The following is a 17,803-nucleotide window of genomic DNA, read 5'->3' as shown; positions in this document are numbered from 1 at the left end:
TCGCTCCCGCACCTTGCAGGCCGCGGCACTGCGCGACGCAGTGCCTCTTCAGACTGTCCATGCGTGCGCAGGCACGCATGGAGCCGCAGTCTTCAGCCCCGAGGGGGCCGTCATTGACCTTCGGACGGCCGTGCGGCCAATGAGCCGGTCCACTCCCATGCTGTACATCTCCACGCGCGGCCACCCGGACCGCAAGCACTTCTGCGAGATCCTGCTCGAAGGGCTGGCCCCCGACGGCGGCCTGTACCTGCCGGAGCGCTATCCGCAGGTCGACGCCGCCACCCTGGTGCGCTGGCGCGACCTGCCGTACGCCGACCTCGCTTTCGAGATCCTGTCGCTCTACATCGACGACATTCCGGCAGGCGACCTGCGGGCCCTGTGCCGCAAGACCTACACGGAAAGCGTGTTCGGCACCGCGGCGATCGTGCCGCTGAAGCCCCTGGAAGAAGGCGTCTACCTGGAGGCGCTCTCCAATGGCCCGACGCTCGCCTTCAAGGACATGGCGATGCAGTTGCTGGGCAACCTGTTCGAGTACGAGCTGGCGCGCCGCGGCGAGGAGCTCAACATCCTGGGCGCCACTTCCGGCGACACCGGCAGCGCCGCCGAATACGCGATGCGCGGCAAGCAGGGCGTGCGCGTCTTCATGACCTCGCCGAACGGCCGCATGAGTCCCTTCCAGCAGGCGCAGATGTTCAGCCTGCAGGACGCCAACATCCACAACCTGGCCATCGAAGGCGTGTTCGACGACTGCCAGGACATCGTGAAGGCAGTCTCCAACGACCTCGAGTTCAAGCGCCGGTACCGCATCGGCACGGTGAACTCGATCAACTGGGCCAGGCTGCTGGCGCAGGTGGTGTACTACTTCGCCGGCTATTTCCAGGCGACGCGGTCCGCCCCCGCCGGCGCGAAGGTGAGCTTCGCGGTGCCTTCGGGCAACTTCGGCAACATCTGCGCCGGCCACGTCGCGCGGATGATGGGCTTGCCGGTCGACCAGCTGGTGCTGGCGACCAACGAGAACGACGTCCTCGACGAATTCTTCCGAACCGGCGTGTACCGTGTCCGCGCCAGCGCCGACACGCACGAGACTTCCAGCCCGTCGATGGACATCAGCAAGGCCAGCAACTTCGAGCGCTTCGTGTTCGACCTGCTCGGACGCGATGCCGCCAGGGTGCGCGGGTTGTTCGGCGATCAGCTCGCGCGGACGGGACGGTTCGACCTCGGCGCGGATCCGGCCTTCCGGCAGGCACGGGAGCGCTTCGGCTTCACGAGCGGCCGCAGCACGCATGCCGACCGCCTGGCCACCATCCGCGACACCTGGCAGCGCTTCGGCGTGATGATCGACACCCACACCGCCGACGGCCTGAAGGTCGCGCGCGAGCGGCGGCGTGCGGGCGAGACGATGATCGTGCTGGAAACCGCATTGCCCATCAAGTTCGCGGCGACGATCGTGGAGGCCCTGGGCCGCGAGCCCGACCGGCCGGCGCGCTTCGAGGGCATCGAGGGCCTGCCGCGGCGCGTCACGTTGCTGCCGGCGTCGGCACGGGCGGTCAAGGACTTCATCGCCTCGCACTGCGAGCCATGAAGGTCGTCGCCTTCGCCGGCTTTTCCGGGTCGGGCAAGACGACGCTGGTCGAACGCCTGATTCCCGCGCTCAAGCTGCTCGGGCTGCGGGTGTCGGTGATCAAGCACGCCCACCACGAGTTCGACATCGACCATCCCGGCAAGGACAGCTGGCGGCATCGCCAGGCCGGCGCGTTCGAGGTCGTCGTGGCCTCCAGCCGGCGGCTGGCCCTGGTCCGTGAATTCGAGCGCGAGGCGCAGCTGACGGCGCACCAGGCGCTGGCCGAGTTGTACCCCGGCGCCGACTGGGTGCTGGTGGAGGGCTTCAAGGACAGCGACCTGCTCAAGGTCGAGGTCTGGCGCGCGGCGTCGGGCAAGCCGGCGCTGTACCCGGAGGATCCGTTCATCGTCGCCGTCGCGACCGACTCGCCCGAGCAACTGCCGCAAGGTACCCTGCGGCCGGTGCTGGATTTGAACGACGCGGATGCCGTGGCGCAGTGGCTGGTCGACAATCAGGACCGCTTCGACTACGACCCCGAAAGGTATTCATGACCCGCGCGCCGCTGCGTCCGCTCGATGACGCCCTGGCCGAGCTGCTGGCGCAGGCGCAGCCGCTGGCCGGCATGGAGCAGGTCCGCACGTTCGATGCCGACGGGCGGGTGCTGGCGCAGGACCTGGTGTCGCAGCTGCAGGTGCCGCCGCATGACAACAGCTCGATGGACGGCTATGCCGTGCGGGCCAGGGAGATTGCCGATGAAGGCGTCACGCTCCCGGTGACCCAGCGCATTCCCGCCGGCAGCGCGCCGGCGCCACTGGCGCCCGGCAGCGTGGCCCGCATCTTCACCGGCGCACCCGTGCCCGAGGGCGCCGATGCGATCGTGATGCAGGAGGACGCCGAGGCCGCCGGCCAGGACGCGGTGCGGATCCTGCGCGCGCCGGTGGCGGGCCAGTGGATCCGCCGCAGCGGCGAGGACGTGACGCGCGGCGCCGTCGTGCTCGCGCGCGGGCACCGGCTCGATCCGGCAGCGCTGGGCCTGGCCGCGAGCATCGGCATGGATCGCCTGACGGTGGCGCGGCGGCCACGGGTGGCGCTCTTCTCCACCGGCGACGAACTGGTGATGCCGGGCGACGTGCCGCCGCAGCAGATGCGCCCGGGGGCCATCTACAACTCCAACCGGTTCTTCCTGCAGGCGCTGCTGCGCCGCCTCGGCTGCGAGGTCAGCGACTTCGGCATCGTCCCCGACGCGCGCGAGGCGACCGTGCGCGCCCTCGACCTGGCGGCCGGCGAGCACGACCTGATCCTCACCAGCGGCGGCGTGTCGGTCGGGGAAGAGGACCACGTGAAGCCGGCCGTGCAGTCGCTCGGCACGCTCGACCTGTGGCAGATCGCGATCAAGCCGGGCAAGCCGTTTGCCCACGGCCGGGTGCGTTCGGCGCATTTCATGGGGCTGCCCGGCAATCCGGTCTCGAGCTTCGTCACCTTCCTGCTGCTGGTGCGTCCTTTCCTGCTCAAGCTGCAGGGCGCGGCTGAAGCGGGCGTGCGCGCGATGACCGTGCCCGCCGCGTTCGACTGGCCCCGGGCCGACAAGCGCCGCGAGTTCCTGCGGGTGCGCCGCAACGCGGCCGGGGCCGTGGAGCTGTTCGCGAACCAGAGCTCGGGGGTGCTGACGTCCGCGGTGTGGGCCGACGGGCTGGTCGACAACCCGGCTGGCGCCACCATCGCCAAGGGCGATCCGGTGCGCTTCCTGCCGCTGGCGGAGCTGCTCGGATGAAGACGGTCCGGGTGCGCTATTTCGCCTCGATCCGCGAGGCGGTGGGGCAGGGCAGCGAGGACGTGACCACGACCGCGGAAACGCTCGCGGCGCTGCGCGACGAACTGATCGCCCGTGGCGGCGCCCATGGCCAGAGCCTGGCGCGCGGCAAGGCGGTGCGGGTGGCGCTGGACCAGGTGATGAGCGAAGAGTCGCAGGCACTGCGCGACGGCTGCGAAGTGGCTTTCTTTCCGCCCGTGACCGGGGGCTGAGCCGTGGCGCCGCGCGTGAGCATCCAGGCAGCCGACTTCGACGTCGCGCAGGAGGTCGCCGCGCTGCGCGCGGGCGACCGCCGCGTCGGTGCCGTCTGCGCGTTCGTCGGCACCGTGCGCGACCGCAACGACGGCGACGACGTGAGTTCGCTGGAGCTCGAGCACTACCCGGGCATGACCGAGAAGGCGATCGAGGCCATGATCGACGAGGCGCATCGCCGCTTCGACATCCACGCGGCGCGCGTCATCCACCGCGTCGGTCTGCTGCAGCCGCTGGACCAGATCGTGCTCGTCGCCGTGACGTCCGCGCACCGTGGCGAGAGCTTCCAGGCCTGCGAATTCCTGATCGACTATCTGAAGACGCAGGCGCCGTTCTGGAAGAAGGAGCAGACGCCGAAAGGCGCCCGCTGGGTCGACGCCCGCGCGAGCGACGACACGGCGCTCGCGCGCTGGGGCATCGAGGGCAGCAACACCTGAGGCAGGATTGGCCCCCGCGCGCTCAGTTGAGGTAGCGCGGCCGGCGCAGGGTCTGGTGGTCGTCCATCACGCCGCTCGCCTCGCTCGGCACGTGCGAGCCGAACGGCTCCGCCCACTGGGCGCGGGCCAGCGACTGCTCCAGCAGGTGCATGAGGCCCTGCATCAGCGGCGGCTGCAGGTCGATCTGGAAGCTGCGCGGCTCGTCCACGTTCGGCAGCCGCTCGTTGAAGCTCAGCCGCAAGCGGCCGTCGGCCAGCGGGGTGGCGTCGACGTCGGTGATCAGGAGCGGCTCCGCGCCCAGCGGCGTACCGGCATCGCCCTCCTGGTACGGCGTGTCGAAATCGGCCTGGCGCAGGAACTCTTCCTTGCGAAAGTCCGCCAGCATCTTCTTCAGGCTGTCGTCCGCGCTGTCGAGGGACCGGCCCGCGGCCTCCAGCTTGAGCAGGTGGCTGGTGAGCAGTTTGCTCAGCAGCGGCCACAGCCCCAGCATCAGGCGCCGTGTGAGCCACATGCGGATCTCCTCGGCGCCCGCCGTCTTGATCCGCACCAGGATGCGGTCCTGCTCGGCCAGGTACGTGACGGACAGCTGGTGGATCTGCATGGCGCAATTTTAGTTGCTGGGCCGGCTTTTGCTGCCCGGCCTTTGGCCCTTGAAAAGCTGTGGGCAAGCCTAAGCTGGGGAGGTGACCGGAGGTTCCCCATGCGACTGGACAAACTCACGACGAAATTCCAGGAGGCCCTGGCCGAGGGCCAGAGCCTGGCCCTCGCCAACGACCATGCCTACATCGAGCCCGCGCACCTGCTCGTCGCGATGCTGCGCCAGGAGGACGGTCCGACGGCGCTGCTGCAGCGCGCGGGCGTGAACGTGCCCGGGCTGCTGGCGGGCGCGGAGGGTGCCATGCACCGGCTGCCGCAGGTGCAGGGCCAGGAACAGGTGCAGGTCGGCCGCGATCTCGTGACGCTGCTGCAGGGCGCCGAAAAGGAGGCGCTCAAGCGTGGCGACCAGTTCATCGCCGGCGAGATGTTCCTGCTGGCGCTTGCCGAAACCAAGCAGGACATCGGCCGGATCGCGCGCGAAAACGGGCTCACCCGCAAGTCGCTCGAGGCCGCCGTCGACGCGGTGCGCGGCGGCCAGAACGTGAACACGCCCGAGGCCGAAGGCCAGCGCGAAGCCCTGAAGAAATACACGCTGGACCTGACCGAGCGGGCTCGCCAGGGCAAGCTCGATCCCGTGATCGGCCGCGACGAGGAAATCCGCCGCGCGATCCAGGTGCTGCAGCGCCGCACCAAGAACAACCCGGTGCTGATCGGCGAGCCCGGGGTCGGCAAGACCGCGATCGTGGAAGGCCTGGCCCAGCGGATCATCGCCGGCGAAGTGCCGGAGACGCTGAAGGGCAAGCGCGTGCTGTCGCTCGACATGGCGGCGCTGCTGGCCGGCGCCAAGTACCGCGGCGAATTCGAGGAGCGGCTCAAGAACGTGCTCAACGAGCTGGCCAAGGACCAGGGCCAGACGATCGTCTTCATCGACGAGCTCCACACCATGGTGGGCGCCGGCAAGGCCGAGGGCGCGATGGATGCCGGCAACATGCTCAAGCCGGCGCTCGCGCGCGGCGAACTGCATTGCGTGGGCGCGACCACGCTCGACGAGTACCGCAAGTACATCGAGAAGGACGCCGCGCTGGAACGTCGCTTCCAGAAGATCCTGGTCGGCGAGCCGACGGTGGAGGCCACCATCGCCATCCTGCGCGGCCTGCAGGAGAAGTACGAGGTGCATCACGGCGTCGAGATCACCGACCCGGCCATCGTCGCCGCGGCCGAACTCTCGCACCGCTACATCACCGACCGCTTCCTGCCGGACAAGGCGATCGACCTGATCGACGAGGCGGCCTCCAAGATCAAGATCGAGATCGACTCCAAGCCGGAGGCGATCGACCGTCTCGACCGGCGCCTGGTGCAGCTGCAGATCGAGCGGGAAGCCGTGCGCAAGGAAAAGGACGAGGCTTCGCGCAAGCGCTTCGCCCTGATCGAGGAGGAGGTTGCGCGGCTGGGCAAGGAAATCGCCGACCTCGAGGAGATCTGGAAGTCCGAAAAGGCGACCGCGCAGGGCTCCGCGCAGGTCAAGGAGGAAATCGACAAGCTGCGGCGCGAGATCGACGATTTCACGCGCAAGGGCGACTTCAACAAGGTCGCTGAGCTGCAGTACGGCAAGCTGCCCACACTGGAAAAGCAGCTGAAGGAAGCGCAGGCAGCCGAGACGGCCAAGGGCAAGAGCGGCAAGCCGCAGCTGCTGCGCACTCAGGTGGGCGCCGAGGAGATTGCCGAGGTCGTGGCGCGGGCCACGGGCATCCCGGTGTCCAAGCTGATGCAGGGCGAGCGCGAGAAGCTGCTGCTGATGGAAGACAGGCTGCATGAGCGCGTGGTCGGCCAGGACGAGGCGATCAGCGCGGTGGCCAATGCCATCCGCCGGTCACGCTCGGGCCTGGCGGACCCGAACCGCCCGACCGGCTCCTTCCTGTTCCTCGGCCCCACCGGGGTGGGCAAGACCGAGCTGTGCAAGGCGCTGGCGAACTTCCTGTTCGACAGCGAGGAGCACCTGATCCGCGTCGACATGAGCGAGTTCATGGAGAAGCATTCGGTGGCGCGGCTGATTGGCGCGCCGCCGGGCTACGTCGGCTACGAGGAGGGCGGCTACCTCACCGAGGCCGTGCGGCGCAAGCCGTACAGCGTCATCCTGCTCGACGAGGTCGAGAAGGCGCACCACGACGTCTTCAACGTTCTGCTGCAGGTGCTCGACGACGGACGGCTGACCGACGGCCAGGGCCGCACCGTCGACTTCAAGAACACGGTGATCGTGATGACGAGCAACATCGGCTCGCACATGATCCAGAACATGGTGGGCCGGCCGTACGAGGACGTGAAGGACGCGGTGTGGGACGAGCTGAAGAACCACTTCCGGCCGGAGTTCCTCAACCGCATCGACGAGACGGTGGTCTTCCATGGCCTCGGCGCCGAGCACATCGCGCGGATTGCACAGATCCAGCTGCGGGTGCTGGAGCAGCGGCTGGCGAAGATGGACCTCAAGCTGGAGGTCTCGCCGGCGGCGCTGGAGGAACTGGCGAAGGTCGGCTTCGATCCGGTGTTCGGGGCGCGGCCCCTCAAGCGGGCGATCCAGCAGCGCATCGAGAATCCGCTGTCGCGGCTGATCCTCGAAGGGCGCTTCCCGCCGAAGAGCCGGATCCCGGTCGAAGTCGACCCGGTGCGCGAGCCCGGCGTCTTCCATTTCGGCAACGCCCAGCCGCTGGCCGAGGCCGCCGCCTGAGGAGACGGCTTGGCCGCTGCCCGATAATGACCCGATGGCCGGAGCAGGCGCTCCGGCCTTTTCCCTGCCGTGGCACGGGCCACGTTCCCGATCCGGATGAATCTTCTACTTCGCGTTTTTCTCGTGCTGGCTGGCCTGGTCGTCGCCGCCAGCGCCGTCGTGGTGTTCGTGGTGCTGCTCGCCGTCTGGGCCGTGCGCGCCGGCTGGGCGAAACTCACCGGCCGTCCCGTGACGCCGTTCGTGGCACGCATGCATCGCTTCGGCGGGCCGGGCGAGATGATGCGCCGCCGCGAGGCCAGCCGCACGCCGCGGGCGGACTCGGTCGTGCAACGCCGTCCGGGGCGCGCGGACGTGACCGACGTCGAGGCGCGGCCGCCGTCCGCGTGACCTACTTGAGATAGGTGGCGAGCGCCTCCGGACTGTTCGCGAAGTCCACCGCGCGCACCGTGCCGCCTTCGGTCCTGACCACGGTGACCGCGCCCGGCTTGCGCGGCAGGTGCGCCACCTCGCCCGAATGCCGGGCCACGGCCACCGGATACGGGAGCCTGCGCATCTTCGGCATCGCGACGATCGTGCTGATCGGCTCGGGCATGCTGCTGATGTCGGCGATGTAGACGGCCTGCCGCTCCTTCAGCGCCGCGGGCGGCAGTGCCTCCAGCGCCTTGGTCATCATCCGGCTGGTAGCCATTTCCGCGGCGACGAAGATGATCCTGGTGTCGCGGCCTACGGTCAGGCGCTGGTCGTGCTGGTCCTTCAGCACCATGTCGGGCAGGAGCGCCCCGGGCTGCACCTGGGTTACGTTGCCGGTGGCGCCGACCAGGAGCACGCACGAAGCGAGCAGAAAGCCGGAGAGGGCTGAACGGGGAAAGCGGGTCATGGACGACAGCCTAGCGAGGCGGGGACGATGGACGCTTGAGCAAACTCAAGCGCTTCTTGCGGCGCCGGCGTGACTTCGGGGACGGCCGGGCGCCCGTAGCGGGTGCAGAATCGCTGGGCCAGCGCTCTGCGGCGCTGGCCGACGGGGCGCGTCGCGCCGCCTCGATGCGACGGCCGGAAAGGAAACGCATGTTCAACGCACTTGTGCTGGAGAAGAACCCCGAGTTCGGCGCCGGCGTGCGGGAGGTGGACGACACCTTCCTGCCCGAAGGCGACGTCACGGTGGACGTCGCCTACTCGACGATCAACTACAAGGACGCGCTGGCGATCACCAACCGCTCGCCCGTCGTGCGCAGCTGGCCCATGGTGGCCGGCATCGACGGTTCCGGAACCGTCGTCGAGAGCTCATCGCCGAAGTGGAAGGCCGGCGACCAGGTGGTGCTCAACGGCTTCGGCGTGGGAGAGACCCACAAGGGATGCCTTGCGGGGCGGGCCCGCCTCAAGGGCGACTGGCTGATTCGCCGGCCGTCGCGCTTCAGCGCCAGGGAGGCCATGGCGATCGGCACCGCCGGCTACACGGCCATGCTGTGCGTGCTGGCGCTCGAGCGGCACGGCCTGCGGCCCGATGGCGGCGAGGTGCTGGTGACGGGCGCCACCGGCGGCGTCGGTTCCACCGCCGTCGCACTGCTGTCCGCGCTCGGTCACAAGGTGGTGGCGGCCACGGGCAAGGCGGGCGAGGCCGATTACCTCAAGTCGCTGGGCGCCGCCGCCGTGATCGACCGCGCCGAACTGGCGGCCCCGGGCAAGCCGCTGCAGAAAGAGCGCTGGACGGCGGTCGTCGACTCGGTGGGGAGCCACACGCTGGTGAATGCGCTGGCGCAGACCCGCTATGGCGGTGCCGTCGCCGCCTGCGGCCTGGCCCAGGGCGCCGACCTGCCCGGCACCGTGATGCCGTTCATCCTGCGCGGCGTCGCGCTGCTGGGCGTCGACAGCGTCATGGCGCCGATGGGGTGGCGCGAACTGGCCTGGAGCCGACTCGCGCGGGACCTCGACCCGGCACGGCTCGCCGCAATGACCACCGAGATCCCGCTCTCCGGCGCCATCGATGCCGCTGGACGCCTCATGGCGGGCGCCGTGCGCGGCCGCATCGTCGTGCGCACGCGCGAGTAGCGGCTACCGCTCGCCGCGTCCGGGTGCGGCGCGGCCGGTCGGGCAGAAGACGTTGCGCGGCAGGTCGCCGCGGATGTACTGCGTTTCCTCTTCGGGCGTCGCCTCGCGCACCGCCAACAAGCGGGCGCGGCCACCGTAGAGGTCTTCCAGGTGCGCCGCAATGTCGGCCCGGGCGTCGGCGTGCCGCGGCAGCGCCTTCAGCCAGCGCCGGGGATGGCCATCGTAGGTGTAGTCGACCACCCATACCTTGCTGCTGCGGAAGAACTGCGCCACTGCCGTGTCCTTGCTGGGAGTTCCATTGTGGCCCCGCGGTGGCGCGCCCACAACCGGCGCGCGCCGGCCCATACTGGGGTTCGCGCCTGCGCCGCAGGCGCTCCACGTCCCGAGGGAGTCCCCGCATGAATTTCATTCCGCAGATCGGCCCCGTCGCCGCACTCGTGGCCGGCATCCTGATCCTGCTGATGCCGCGCCTGCTCAACTACATCGTCGCGATCTACCTGATCGTTACGGGCGCGGTCGGGCTGTTCGGCAAGTAGCGAACGTCAGGCCGCGTTCGCCATGTGCTGGGCGTACAGCTTCTGCATGCCGCCGAGCCAGCGGTCGTAGTCCTGCGCCTTGGCAAGGAAGTACTTCGCCACTTCCGGATGCGGCAGCACCAGGAACTTCTCGTCGCGCATCACCGCCACCACCTCGGCCGCCACCTGCTCCGGCGACAGGATGCCGTTGATGCCGGCCGAGCCGCCATCGGCCGGGACCATGTCGGTGCGCACCGCCTGCGGGCAGAGGCACGAGACGCGCACCCCGCGACGGCCATAGGCGATCCGCAGCCATTCGGCAAACGCCAGCGCGGCGTGCTTGGTCACCCCGTACGGCGCGGTCTCCACGATGTTCAGCAGGCCGGCCGCCGAAGCCGTGACCAGAAAGTAGCCCTCGCCGCGCGCCACCATCTCGGGCACGACGGCGCGCGCTGCCCAGACGTGGGCCATGCCGTGCACCTGCCACATCTTGTCCCACAGCTCGTCTTCCAGCTCGATGCCGCCCATGCGGCCGAGGATGCCGGCGTTGGAAAGGTAGATGTCGACCTGGCCGAAGCGCTCCCGCGTCACCGCCACGAGCTGGCGGATGTCGGCCTCGCGGCTCACGTCGCACGCGACGGCGAGCCCGCCAATTTCGCTCGCCACGGCCTGCGCGCGCTCCAGGTTGACGTCGGCGACGACGACGCCGCGCGCGCCTTCGGCCGCCATGCGGCGCGCGAGCCCGGCGCCGATCCCGCTGGCGCCGCCGGTGACGACGGCCACTTTTCCTCGTATGTCCATGAGCATCTCCGCGAAGGCGCCAGTATCGGCGCCGCGCCGCCTGGCGACCAGCCGCGCAGGCGACAGCCCGCCGTGCGGCGCGCTCCTGCCCGGCCGCGGGACGTTGGCGGCAGGCGGATCGGCGGCGGTTCCCACGGTGCCGAAATCCGGCGTCCTACAGGGCTCCCGCGGCTCCTGAACGAGGATGCGGCATCGCATCAGAGGACCGCCCCATGCAAGCCGCCGCACCACGAGAACTCGAGCAAGACAGCACCTGCGACCGCCCCGGCGCGCTCAGCCGTGAGGAAGCGAAGCGCGAAGACGCCTTCTGGCAGCGCAGCTTCTGGCAGGAGCGCTACTACCAGGACGATTTCGAGTACGAGGACTATGCCCCGGCGTACTGCGTCGGGTACGCCGGCTGCGCCCAGTACGGCGGCGAATTCGAGGACGCGCAGCGCTGTCTGTGGGCAAACTGGGAGCGCATCAAGGGCGACTCGCGCCTGTCGCGCGAGCAGGCGCTGCCGGCGATCCGCGCCGCCTGGGACCGCCTCGTGCGGCTGCGCCGGCGCGAGATGCAACCCGCCGTCAACGACCCGAGCTTCGGCCGCCGGAGCACGCGGGCGGCGACCGCGTTCAGCCGCACCGCCCCCGCCCGGGCCGAGGCGGCGCTCGCCACGCTCTGATCTCGCCGGCGGCGCTGCCGGCGCAGGGCGGACGGCATCCGCAGCGTGGCGGCCCTCCCGCGGCAGCGGACCCGGGCCCCGTCAGCGCTCGAGCGTCCGCACCAGCCGGTCGAGGAAGACGCATTGCGCCGGCACGAGCCTGCGCCGCGCTTCGGCGGTGCCGAACCAGGCCACCCGGTCGATTTCGGGATGGCGTTGCGTGCGGCCGGACCCAGGGGGCCATTCCAGCTCGAACTCGTTGCAGCGCAGCCGGGCCGGGTCGCACTCGCCCTCGAATGCCCATGCGCTGACGCGCTTGCCGCTTTTCTGCACGACGTGGCCGAGGGGCAGCAAGGGCGGCGTGACCGCGAATCCGGTCTCCTCGGTGAATTCGCGCCGTGCCGCGTCCACGGCGCGTTCCGGGTCGGCGAACTCACCTTTCGGAATGGTCCACGCGCCCGCGTCCCGGTGCCGCCAGAACGGCCCGCCGGGGTGGGCCAGCAGCACTTCGAGCGCGCCGCCGGGACGGCGGAACATCAGGAGCCCCGCGCTGCGCTTCATGGCAGGGTGCCCGTCCGCTACTTCTTCGGCGGCGTCTTGCCCACGTGGGAGGCCTCGGACGCGTCGGGATCGGGATCGGGGTCCCGGGTCTGCATCTGGCGCTTCTTCAGCATCGCTTCCATCGCCGTGCCGGCCCCGGCGCCGGTGCGCCGTGCTGACTGTTGCTGCTGGTCGGGGGCCGTGCCGGCGTCGCCGCCGCGCGAGGGGTCCTGGCTCATGATGCCTGGCCCCCCGGGTGGTCGTCGGCCTCGGGTTGGTGCCGGCGCTGGCGCTGCCCTTGCGAGATCATGTGGGCCATGGCGCTGGCGGCGCCCTCGCCACTGTGGCCGCCGCCTTGCTCCTCGCCGCGCGAGGGCTGCTCCTCGCGGCCGAGGCCGTCGTTGCTGCTGTCCGAACCGCTCATGCTGGTGTCCTCGTTGCGTGCGGCTCACACTGCCCGCTGGCGCAAGGATTTTCGGAGCGCGGCGCCAAGCTCAGCGGTCGGACCGCGTCTGAGGTTTTTGTAGGATGTGCTCCGACACATGGGCCCGTCCATGCGTCGAACGACGTCTTTCCCGAGGAATCGATGAGCTTTTCCCTGCACCGCGGCAGCGCGCCCCTGATGGTCAGCATGCCCCACATCGGCACGGAGATCCCGGCCGAACTGCGCGAGCGCTACGTGCCGCGCGCCCTGGACGTGGAGGATGCCGACTGGCACCTGCACCGCCTGTACGACTGGCTGCCGGCGCTCGGCGCCTCCGTGATCCAGCCACGCTTCTCGCGCTACGTGATCGACCTGAACCGCCCCCCGGACGATGCGCCCATGTATCCCGGCGCCTCGAACACCGAGCTGTGTCCCACCCGGTTCTTCGACGGCTCGCCGCTGTACCGCGAAGGGCAGGCTCCGGCGGCGGACGAGCGGCAGCGCCGACGCCGTGACTACTGGCAGCCGTACCACGACGCCCTGCAGGGCGAACTGGAGCGCATCCGGGCCGAGCACGGCTACGTCCTGCTGTGGGATGCGCACAGCATCCGTTCGGTGATCCCCTGGCTGTTCGAAGGCGTCCTGCCGGACCTGAACATCGGCACGGCGGACGGTGCCGCCGCGCATCCATCCATCGGCGCGGCCGTGAAGGCGGCCGCAGCCGCGCACAGCGGGTTCACGCACGCGCTCAACGGACGGTTCAAGGGGGGCTTCATTACACGGCACTACGGCGACCCAGCGCGCGACATCCACGTCGTACAGCTCGAGATGTGCCAGTGCACCTACATGAGCGAGCAGGCCCCCTATGGCTACGAGGAAACGCGCGCGCGCCGCGTCCAGCCAGTGGTGCGCGCCATGATGGACGCGGCGATCGGCGCCTGCGGGACCTTGTACAGCCGGTGAGCTGACGCACTGTCGGGCTGTGGTGCCCGGCGGCAACCCCCCGCAGCGGTCGGGTCTTGGTACCCCTGGGAGTATTGATGTATACTCCTGCCAGTATCAAGGCCCGATCCATGCCAACGCCAATTTCCGCTTCGCTTCCCATCCGCACGCGCCAGTGGCTGGCCGGGCTGTTCCTGGCTCCCGCGCTTGCGCTGGCCGCCGCGGCCGACGCGGCCGGCCCGGAAGTGGCCGTGGTCAAGGCCGCGGCCCAGGCGGTGGCGGTCGGCTTCGAGTTCGACGGCGTCGTCGAGCCGGTCAAGCAGAGCACGGTCTCCGCGCAGGCCAGCGGCCGGGTGGTCCAGCTGGCCGTCACCGCCGGCGACCGCGTGCGCGCCGGCCAGTTGCTGGCGACCATCGACGACCGGGAAAGCCAGACCGGCCTGCAGCGCAGCCAGGCGCAGGTGGCGCAGGCGGACGCCGAACTGCGCAACGCACAGGCGCATGCCAGGCGCACGCGCGAACTGGAGACAAAGGGGTTCGTCAGCCGCGCCGCGCTCGACACCGCCGAGGCGTCGCTGAAGGCGGCGCAGGCGGCGCGCGACCAGGCGGTGGCGGGGCAGCGGCAGTCGGCCCTGGCCCAGGGCTTCACGCGGGTCACGGCACCGTACGACGGCTGGGTGCGCGAGACGCTGGCGCAGGCCGGTGACCTGGCCGTGCCGGGCAAGCCGATCGTTACGTTGTACGCGCCCCTGCCGCTGCGCGCCGTGGTGCATGTGCCGATGTCGCGCGGCGCGGCGGCGCGCGCCGCGTCCGACGTCGAGGTGCGGGTGCCGGGCAGCAACGGCGGCGGCGCCTGGATCAAGCCGGTGCAGCGGGAAATCCTGCCGGTGGCCGATTCGGTCGCCCAGACCCTGGAGTGGCGGCTGGAACTGCCCGGCGCGGTCGCCGGCCAGCTCGCGCCCGGACAGCAGGTGCGGGTTCGTTTCAGCGGCAGCCAATCGGTCCGCATGCTGGTGCCTCCTGGGGCGGTGCTGCGCCGCGGCGAACTCACGGCCGTCTACGTGGCCGCGCCGCAAGGCGGCTTCGTGCTGAAGGCGGTGCGCCTGGGTGCCGACCATGGCGCCGCGGGCGTGGAAGTGGTCGCGGGGCTGCGGCCGGACGACCAGGTGGCCGTCGATCCGGTGCGTGCCGGCCTGGCCGGCGCCCGCGCCGCGCGCTGAGGTGACCATGCACGACGACCTTCCCGCCACCGGCCACGGGCCCGCGCGCCTGGGTGTCTCCGGCCGCATCGCTGCCGCGTTCCAGGCCAATGCCATCACGCCGCTGCTGGCCATCGTGGCGCTGCTGCTGGGCCTCTTTGCCGTCCTGGTCACGCCGCGCGAGGAAGAGCCCCAGATCAACGTGACCATGGCCAACGTCCTGATCCCGTTTCCGGGCGCGGCGAGCGCCGACGTGCAGAACATGGTGGCCCGGCCGGCGGAACAGGTGCTGTCCCAGATCGCCGGCATCGAGCACACGTATTCGGTCGCGCGGCCCGGCATGGCCGTGCTCACGGTGCAGTTCAAGGTCGGCGTGCCGCGTACCGAGGCTCTGGTGCGCCTGCACGACGTGCTCGCGGCCAACCAGGACTGGCTGCCGGCGGACCTGGGCGCGCTGACGCCGATCGTCAAGCCCAAGGGGATCGACGACGTGCCGGTGCTCGGGGTGACGCTGTGGAGCCGCGACGCGCTGGCCGCCAACGACCTGGAGCGGGTGGCCCGCACCCTCGAAGCGGAGCTGAAGACGGTGCCCGGTGCGCGCGAGGTGCAGACCACCGGCGGCCCCGGCCGCGCGGTCCATGTCTGGCTCGACCCGGCGCGGCTGCGCGAACGCGGCGTCGACGTGCTGGGGCTCAAGCGCACGCTGGCCGGCGCGAACCTGCGCATGCCGTCGGGCAGCGTGGTGGATGGCGACGCCGCGCAGATGCTGGCGGTGGAAACCGGCGAGTTCCTGCGTTCCGCCGAGGACGTGGCCTCGCTGGTCGTCGGCGTCAGCCAGGGCCGGCCGGTCTACCTGCGCGAAGTGGCGCGGGTGGAGTCGGGCGCGCAACTGCCGCAGCGCTACGTCTGGTTTTCGCCGGGCACGGCCGCGGGCGCAGCGGCGGACAGCGCCGCCGCGGGTCAGGTGTTTCCCGCTGTGACCCTCACCGTGACCAAGAAGCCGGGCGAAAACGCCGTCGACGTGGCGCAGGGCGCCCGCGAACGCATCGACTCGCTGCGCAACGCGGTGATCCCCGCCAACATCGAGGCCACGATCACCCGTGACTACGGCGAGACGGCGGCCGAGAAGGCCAACAAGCTGATCCAGAAACTGGCGTTCGCCACCGGCTCGGTGATCCTGCTGGTGGGCTTCGCGCTGGGCCGGCGCGAGGCGGTGATCGTCGGCGCCGCCGTCATCCTGACGCTGACGGCCACCTTGTTCGCCTCATGGGCCTGGGGTTTCACGCTCAACCGCGTGTCGCTGTTCGCCCTGATCTTCTCGATCGGCATCCTGGTGGATGACGCCATCGTGGTCGTGGAGAACATCCACCGCCACCAGCAACTGGAGCCGCACAAGTCGTTGCGCGAGATCATTCCGGGCGCCGTCGACGAAGTGGGCGGGCCCACCATCCTGGCGACCCTGACGGTGATCGCCGCGTTGCTGCCGATGGCCTTCGTCAGCGGGCTCATGGGCCCTTACATGAGCCCGATCCCGATCAATTCGAGCCTGGGCATGGCGCTGTCGCTCGCGATCGCGTTCACCGTGACGCCGTGGCTGGCGCTCAAGCTGATGAAGCCGCACCGCGTCCACGGCGCGGCCGGCGAGCAGGCCAAGGGACTGGCCGCGCGGCTGCAGCGCTTCTTCGGCGCGATCCTGCGGCCGCTGCTGGCCAGCGCGCGCAAGCGCTGGCTGCTGCTGGGCGGCATCGTCGCGGCGCTGGTGCTGTCGGCCGGGCTGGCCGTGGTGCAGTGGGTGGTGCTCAAGATGCTGCCCTTCGACAACAAGAGCGAGTTCCAGGTCGTGGTCGACATGCCGGCCGGAACCCCGCTGGAAAACACGGCGGCCGCGCTGCACGACCTGGGCGCCTTCCTCGCACGGCAACCCGAGGTCCGCGATCTGCAGGGCTACGCAGGCACCGCCAGCCCGATCACGTTCAATGGGCTGGTGCGCCAGTATTACCTGCGGGCGGACGCGGAGCAGGGCGACCTGCAGGTCAACCTGGTCGACAAGAAGCACCGCAACGAGCAGAGCCATGCGATCGCGCAGCGGCTGCGGCCGGAGCTCGAGAAGATCGCGAGCACGCACAAGGCGCGGATCAAGGTCGTCGAGGTGCCGCCGGGACCGCCGGTGATGAGCCCGCTGGTGGCCGAGGTGTATGGCCCCGACGAGGCAGGTCGCCAGGCGCTCGCCGGCCGCATCGCGGGCGCGTTCGCAGCCACCGCGGACATCGTGGCGATCGACACGACGCTGAAGGAGGACGCCAGGCGCGTCCGGTTGACGGTGCGCCGGCAGCGGGCCGAATCGCTCGGGATCCCGGTCGCCGTCGTCGCCCAGACGGTGCACGGGGCCCTTTCCGGCGCCGACGCCGCCTACCTGCACGACGGCCAGAGCAAGCATCCCGTGCCGGTGCGGCTGCAATTGCCGCGCGAATCGCAGATCGGGCTGGAGTCGCTGCTGGCGATGCCGGTGCGCGCCGCCTCGGGCCAGGTGGTGCCGCTGTCTGAACTGGTCAGCATCGAGCGCGACGTCATCGACAAGCCGCTCTACACCAAGGACCTGCTGCCGGTGAGCTACGTGTTCGGCGACATGGCCGGCCGCCTCGACTCGCCGCTGTACGGCCTGTTCGCCATCCGCGACCGGCTGGCCACCGCGGCGCTGCCCGCGACCGGCGAGCTGCAGGAGTACTGGATCCGGCAACCGCCGGACGCGTGGCGCCACTACGCGATCAAGTGGGATGGCGAATGGCAGATCACCTACGAGACCTTCCGCGACATGGGCGCGGCCTACGCGGTGGGGCTGGTGCTGATCTACCTGCTCGTGGTGGCCCAGTTCCGCAGCTACCTCACCCCCCTGGTGATCATGGCGCCGATCCCGTTGACGCTGATCGGCGTGATGCCGGGACATGCGCTGCTGGGCGCGCAGTTCACCGCCACCAGCATGATCGGCATGATCGCGCTGGCCGGCATCATCGTGCGCAATTCGATCCTGCTGGTCGACTTCATCGAGCTGCAGGTGGCGCAGGGGCGGGCGCTCGCCGACGCCGTGGTCGACGCCGCCGCGGTGCGGGCGCAGCCGATCGCGCTCACCGGGCTCGCCGCGATGATCGGTGCCTTCTTCATCCTCGACGACCCGATCTTCAACGGCCTCGCCGTGTCGCTGATCTTCGGCATCCTGGTGTCGACCCTGCTCACGCTGGTCGTGATCCCGGTGCTCTATTTCGCGCTCTACCGGCGGCGCCATCCGCCGGTGGCGCCGGCCGCCGCCTGACCTCTTTTC

At 70.4% G+C, this 17,803-nt stretch carries 20 protein-coding genes; 13 read left to right on the top strand and 7 right to left on the bottom strand.

What is annotated here, in order from left to right; translation table 11 throughout:
• The first annotated feature begins 157 nt into the window (after positions 1 to 157).
• The 5 genes from thrC to moaE are packed head-to-tail and all read left to right on the top strand — an operon-like array spanning position 158 to position 4,060.
• The gene (gene thrC, locus RAMLITH_RS04565; protein WP_168106109.1) at positions 158 to 1,582 is read left to right on the top strand and encodes a threonine synthase; all 1,425 of its coding nucleotides are present in this window, start codon (positions 158 to 160) and stop codon (positions 1,580 to 1,582) included.
• A complete protein-coding gene (mobB, locus tag RAMLITH_RS04560) occupies positions 1,579 to 2,112 on the top strand; it encodes a molybdopterin-guanine dinucleotide biosynthesis protein B (protein WP_168106108.1) in 534 nt (177 codons plus the stop codon). The genes thrC and mobB overlap by 4 nt, the downstream gene beginning before the upstream one ends.
• A complete protein-coding gene (locus tag RAMLITH_RS04555; protein WP_168106107.1) occupies positions 2,109 to 3,332 on the top strand; it encodes a molybdopterin molybdotransferase MoeA in 1,224 nt (407 codons plus the stop codon). The genes mobB and RAMLITH_RS04555 overlap by 4 nt, the downstream gene beginning before the upstream one ends.
• Positions 3,329 to 3,583: a molybdopterin converting factor subunit 1 gene (moaD, locus tag RAMLITH_RS04550; protein WP_168106106.1), complete on the top strand. Its 255-nt coding sequence runs from the start codon at positions 3,329 to 3,331 to the stop codon at positions 3,581 to 3,583. Before RAMLITH_RS04555 ends, moaD begins: the two co-directional genes overlap by 4 nt.
• A 3-nt stretch (positions 3,584 to 3,586) precedes the next feature.
• Complete coding sequence (gene moaE / locus RAMLITH_RS04545; protein WP_168106105.1) at positions 3,587 to 4,060, top strand: molybdopterin synthase catalytic subunit MoaE; 474 nt, start codon at positions 3,587 to 3,589, stop codon at positions 4,058 to 4,060.
• A gap of 22 nt (positions 4,061 to 4,082) precedes the next feature.
• On the opposite strand, the gene RAMLITH_RS04540 is transcribed toward moaE, so the two are convergent.
• Positions 4,083 to 4,661, bottom strand: a complete 579-nt coding sequence (locus RAMLITH_RS04540; RefSeq protein ID WP_168106104.1) for a hypothetical protein — start codon at positions 4,659 to 4,661, stop codon at positions 4,083 to 4,085.
• Positions 4,662 to 4,760: 99 nt separating this feature from the next.
• Here RAMLITH_RS04540 and clpB point away from each other — a divergent pair, with 99 nt between their 5' ends.
• Positions 4,761 to 7,379 (top strand): ATP-dependent chaperone ClpB, encoded by a 2,619-nt coding sequence (gene clpB / locus RAMLITH_RS04535; RefSeq protein WP_168106103.1) that lies wholly within the window; start codon positions 4,761 to 4,763, stop codon positions 7,377 to 7,379.
• A 96-nt stretch (positions 7,380 to 7,475) separates the two neighbouring features.
• Positions 7,476 to 7,766: a hypothetical protein gene (locus RAMLITH_RS04530; protein WP_168106102.1), complete on the top strand. Its 291-nt coding sequence runs from the start codon at positions 7,476 to 7,478 to the stop codon at positions 7,764 to 7,766.
• Position 7,767: 1 nt separating this feature from the next.
• Here the strand turns inward: RAMLITH_RS04530 and RAMLITH_RS04525 are convergent, their stop codons facing one another.
• Positions 7,768 to 8,256 (bottom strand): hypothetical protein, encoded by a 489-nt coding sequence (locus RAMLITH_RS04525; RefSeq protein ID WP_168106101.1) that lies wholly within the window; start codon positions 8,254 to 8,256, stop codon positions 7,768 to 7,770.
• A gap of 188 nt (positions 8,257 to 8,444) precedes the next feature.
• Between RAMLITH_RS04525 and acuI the strand changes: the two genes are divergently transcribed.
• On the top strand, positions 8,445 to 9,425 hold the full coding sequence (gene acuI, locus RAMLITH_RS04520; protein ID WP_168106100.1) for an acrylyl-CoA reductase (NADPH): 981 nt from the start codon (positions 8,445 to 8,447) through the stop codon (positions 9,423 to 9,425).
• A 3-nt stretch (positions 9,426 to 9,428) separates the two neighbouring features.
• Here the strand turns inward: acuI and RAMLITH_RS04515 are convergent, their stop codons facing one another.
• Entirely contained in the window at positions 9,429 to 9,698 is a 270-nt protein-coding gene (locus RAMLITH_RS04515; protein ID WP_168106099.1) for a hypothetical protein, read from the bottom strand.
• A gap of 125 nt (positions 9,699 to 9,823) precedes the next feature.
• On the opposite strand from RAMLITH_RS04515, the gene RAMLITH_RS04510 reads away from it, so the two are divergent.
• Entirely contained in the window at positions 9,824 to 9,961 is a 138-nt protein-coding gene (locus RAMLITH_RS04510) for a DUF3096 domain-containing protein (protein WP_168106098.1), read from the top strand.
• A gap of 6 nt (positions 9,962 to 9,967) precedes the next feature.
• On the opposite strand, the gene RAMLITH_RS04505 is transcribed toward RAMLITH_RS04510, so the two are convergent.
• Positions 9,968 to 10,741 (bottom strand): SDR family oxidoreductase, encoded by a 774-nt coding sequence (locus tag RAMLITH_RS04505; RefSeq protein ID WP_168106097.1) that lies wholly within the window; start codon positions 10,739 to 10,741, stop codon positions 9,968 to 9,970.
• Positions 10,742 to 10,953: 212 nt separating this feature from the next.
• On the opposite strand from RAMLITH_RS04505, the gene RAMLITH_RS04500 reads away from it, so the two are divergent.
• A complete protein-coding gene (locus RAMLITH_RS04500) occupies positions 10,954 to 11,403 on the top strand; it encodes a hypothetical protein (protein ID WP_168106096.1) in 450 nt (149 codons plus the stop codon).
• A gap of 81 nt (positions 11,404 to 11,484) precedes the next feature.
• On the opposite strand, the gene RAMLITH_RS04495 is transcribed toward RAMLITH_RS04500, so the two are convergent.
• The 3 genes from RAMLITH_RS04495 to RAMLITH_RS04485 are packed head-to-tail and all read right to left on the bottom strand — an operon-like array spanning position 11,485 to position 12,346.
• Complete coding sequence (locus tag RAMLITH_RS04495; protein WP_168106095.1) at positions 11,485 to 11,943, bottom strand: NUDIX hydrolase; 459 nt, start codon at positions 11,941 to 11,943, stop codon at positions 11,485 to 11,487.
• Between the two features lie 17 nt (positions 11,944 to 11,960).
• Complete coding sequence (locus RAMLITH_RS04490; protein WP_168106094.1) at positions 11,961 to 12,161, bottom strand: hypothetical protein; 201 nt, start codon at positions 12,159 to 12,161, stop codon at positions 11,961 to 11,963.
• Positions 12,158 to 12,346 carry a hypothetical protein gene (locus RAMLITH_RS04485; protein WP_168106093.1) on the bottom strand — a complete coding sequence of 63 codons (189 nt, stop codon included), beginning with the start codon at positions 12,344 to 12,346 and terminating at the stop codon, positions 12,158 to 12,160. Before RAMLITH_RS04485 ends, RAMLITH_RS04490 begins: the two co-directional genes overlap by 4 nt.
• A 162-nt stretch (positions 12,347 to 12,508) precedes the next feature.
• On the opposite strand from RAMLITH_RS04485, the gene hutG reads away from it, so the two are divergent.
• The 3 genes from hutG (at position 12,509) to RAMLITH_RS04470 (ending at position 17,794) form a co-directional block, all read left to right on the top strand.
• Complete coding sequence (gene hutG, locus RAMLITH_RS04480; protein WP_168106092.1) at positions 12,509 to 13,309, top strand: N-formylglutamate deformylase; 801 nt, start codon at positions 12,509 to 12,511, stop codon at positions 13,307 to 13,309.
• Positions 13,310 to 13,419: 110 nt separating this feature from the next.
• The gene (locus tag RAMLITH_RS04475; protein WP_168106091.1) at positions 13,420 to 14,508 is read left to right on the top strand and encodes an efflux RND transporter periplasmic adaptor subunit; all 1,089 of its coding nucleotides are present in this window, start codon (positions 13,420 to 13,422) and stop codon (positions 14,506 to 14,508) included.
• A 7-nt stretch (positions 14,509 to 14,515) separates the two neighbouring features.
• Positions 14,516 to 17,794, top strand: a complete 3,279-nt coding sequence (locus RAMLITH_RS04470) for an efflux RND transporter permease subunit (RefSeq protein WP_168106090.1) — start codon at positions 14,516 to 14,518, stop codon at positions 17,792 to 17,794.
• The last annotated feature ends 9 nt before the right edge of the window (positions 17,795 to 17,803 follow it).

The organism is Ramlibacter lithotrophicus (assembly GCF_012184415.1).
Taxonomy (GTDB): Bacteria; Pseudomonadota; Gammaproteobacteria; order Burkholderiales; family Burkholderiaceae_C; genus Ramlibacter; species Ramlibacter lithotrophicus.
The sequence above is the reverse complement of the archived record's forward strand: the minus strand, read 5'-3'. Positions and strand labels throughout refer to the sequence as shown.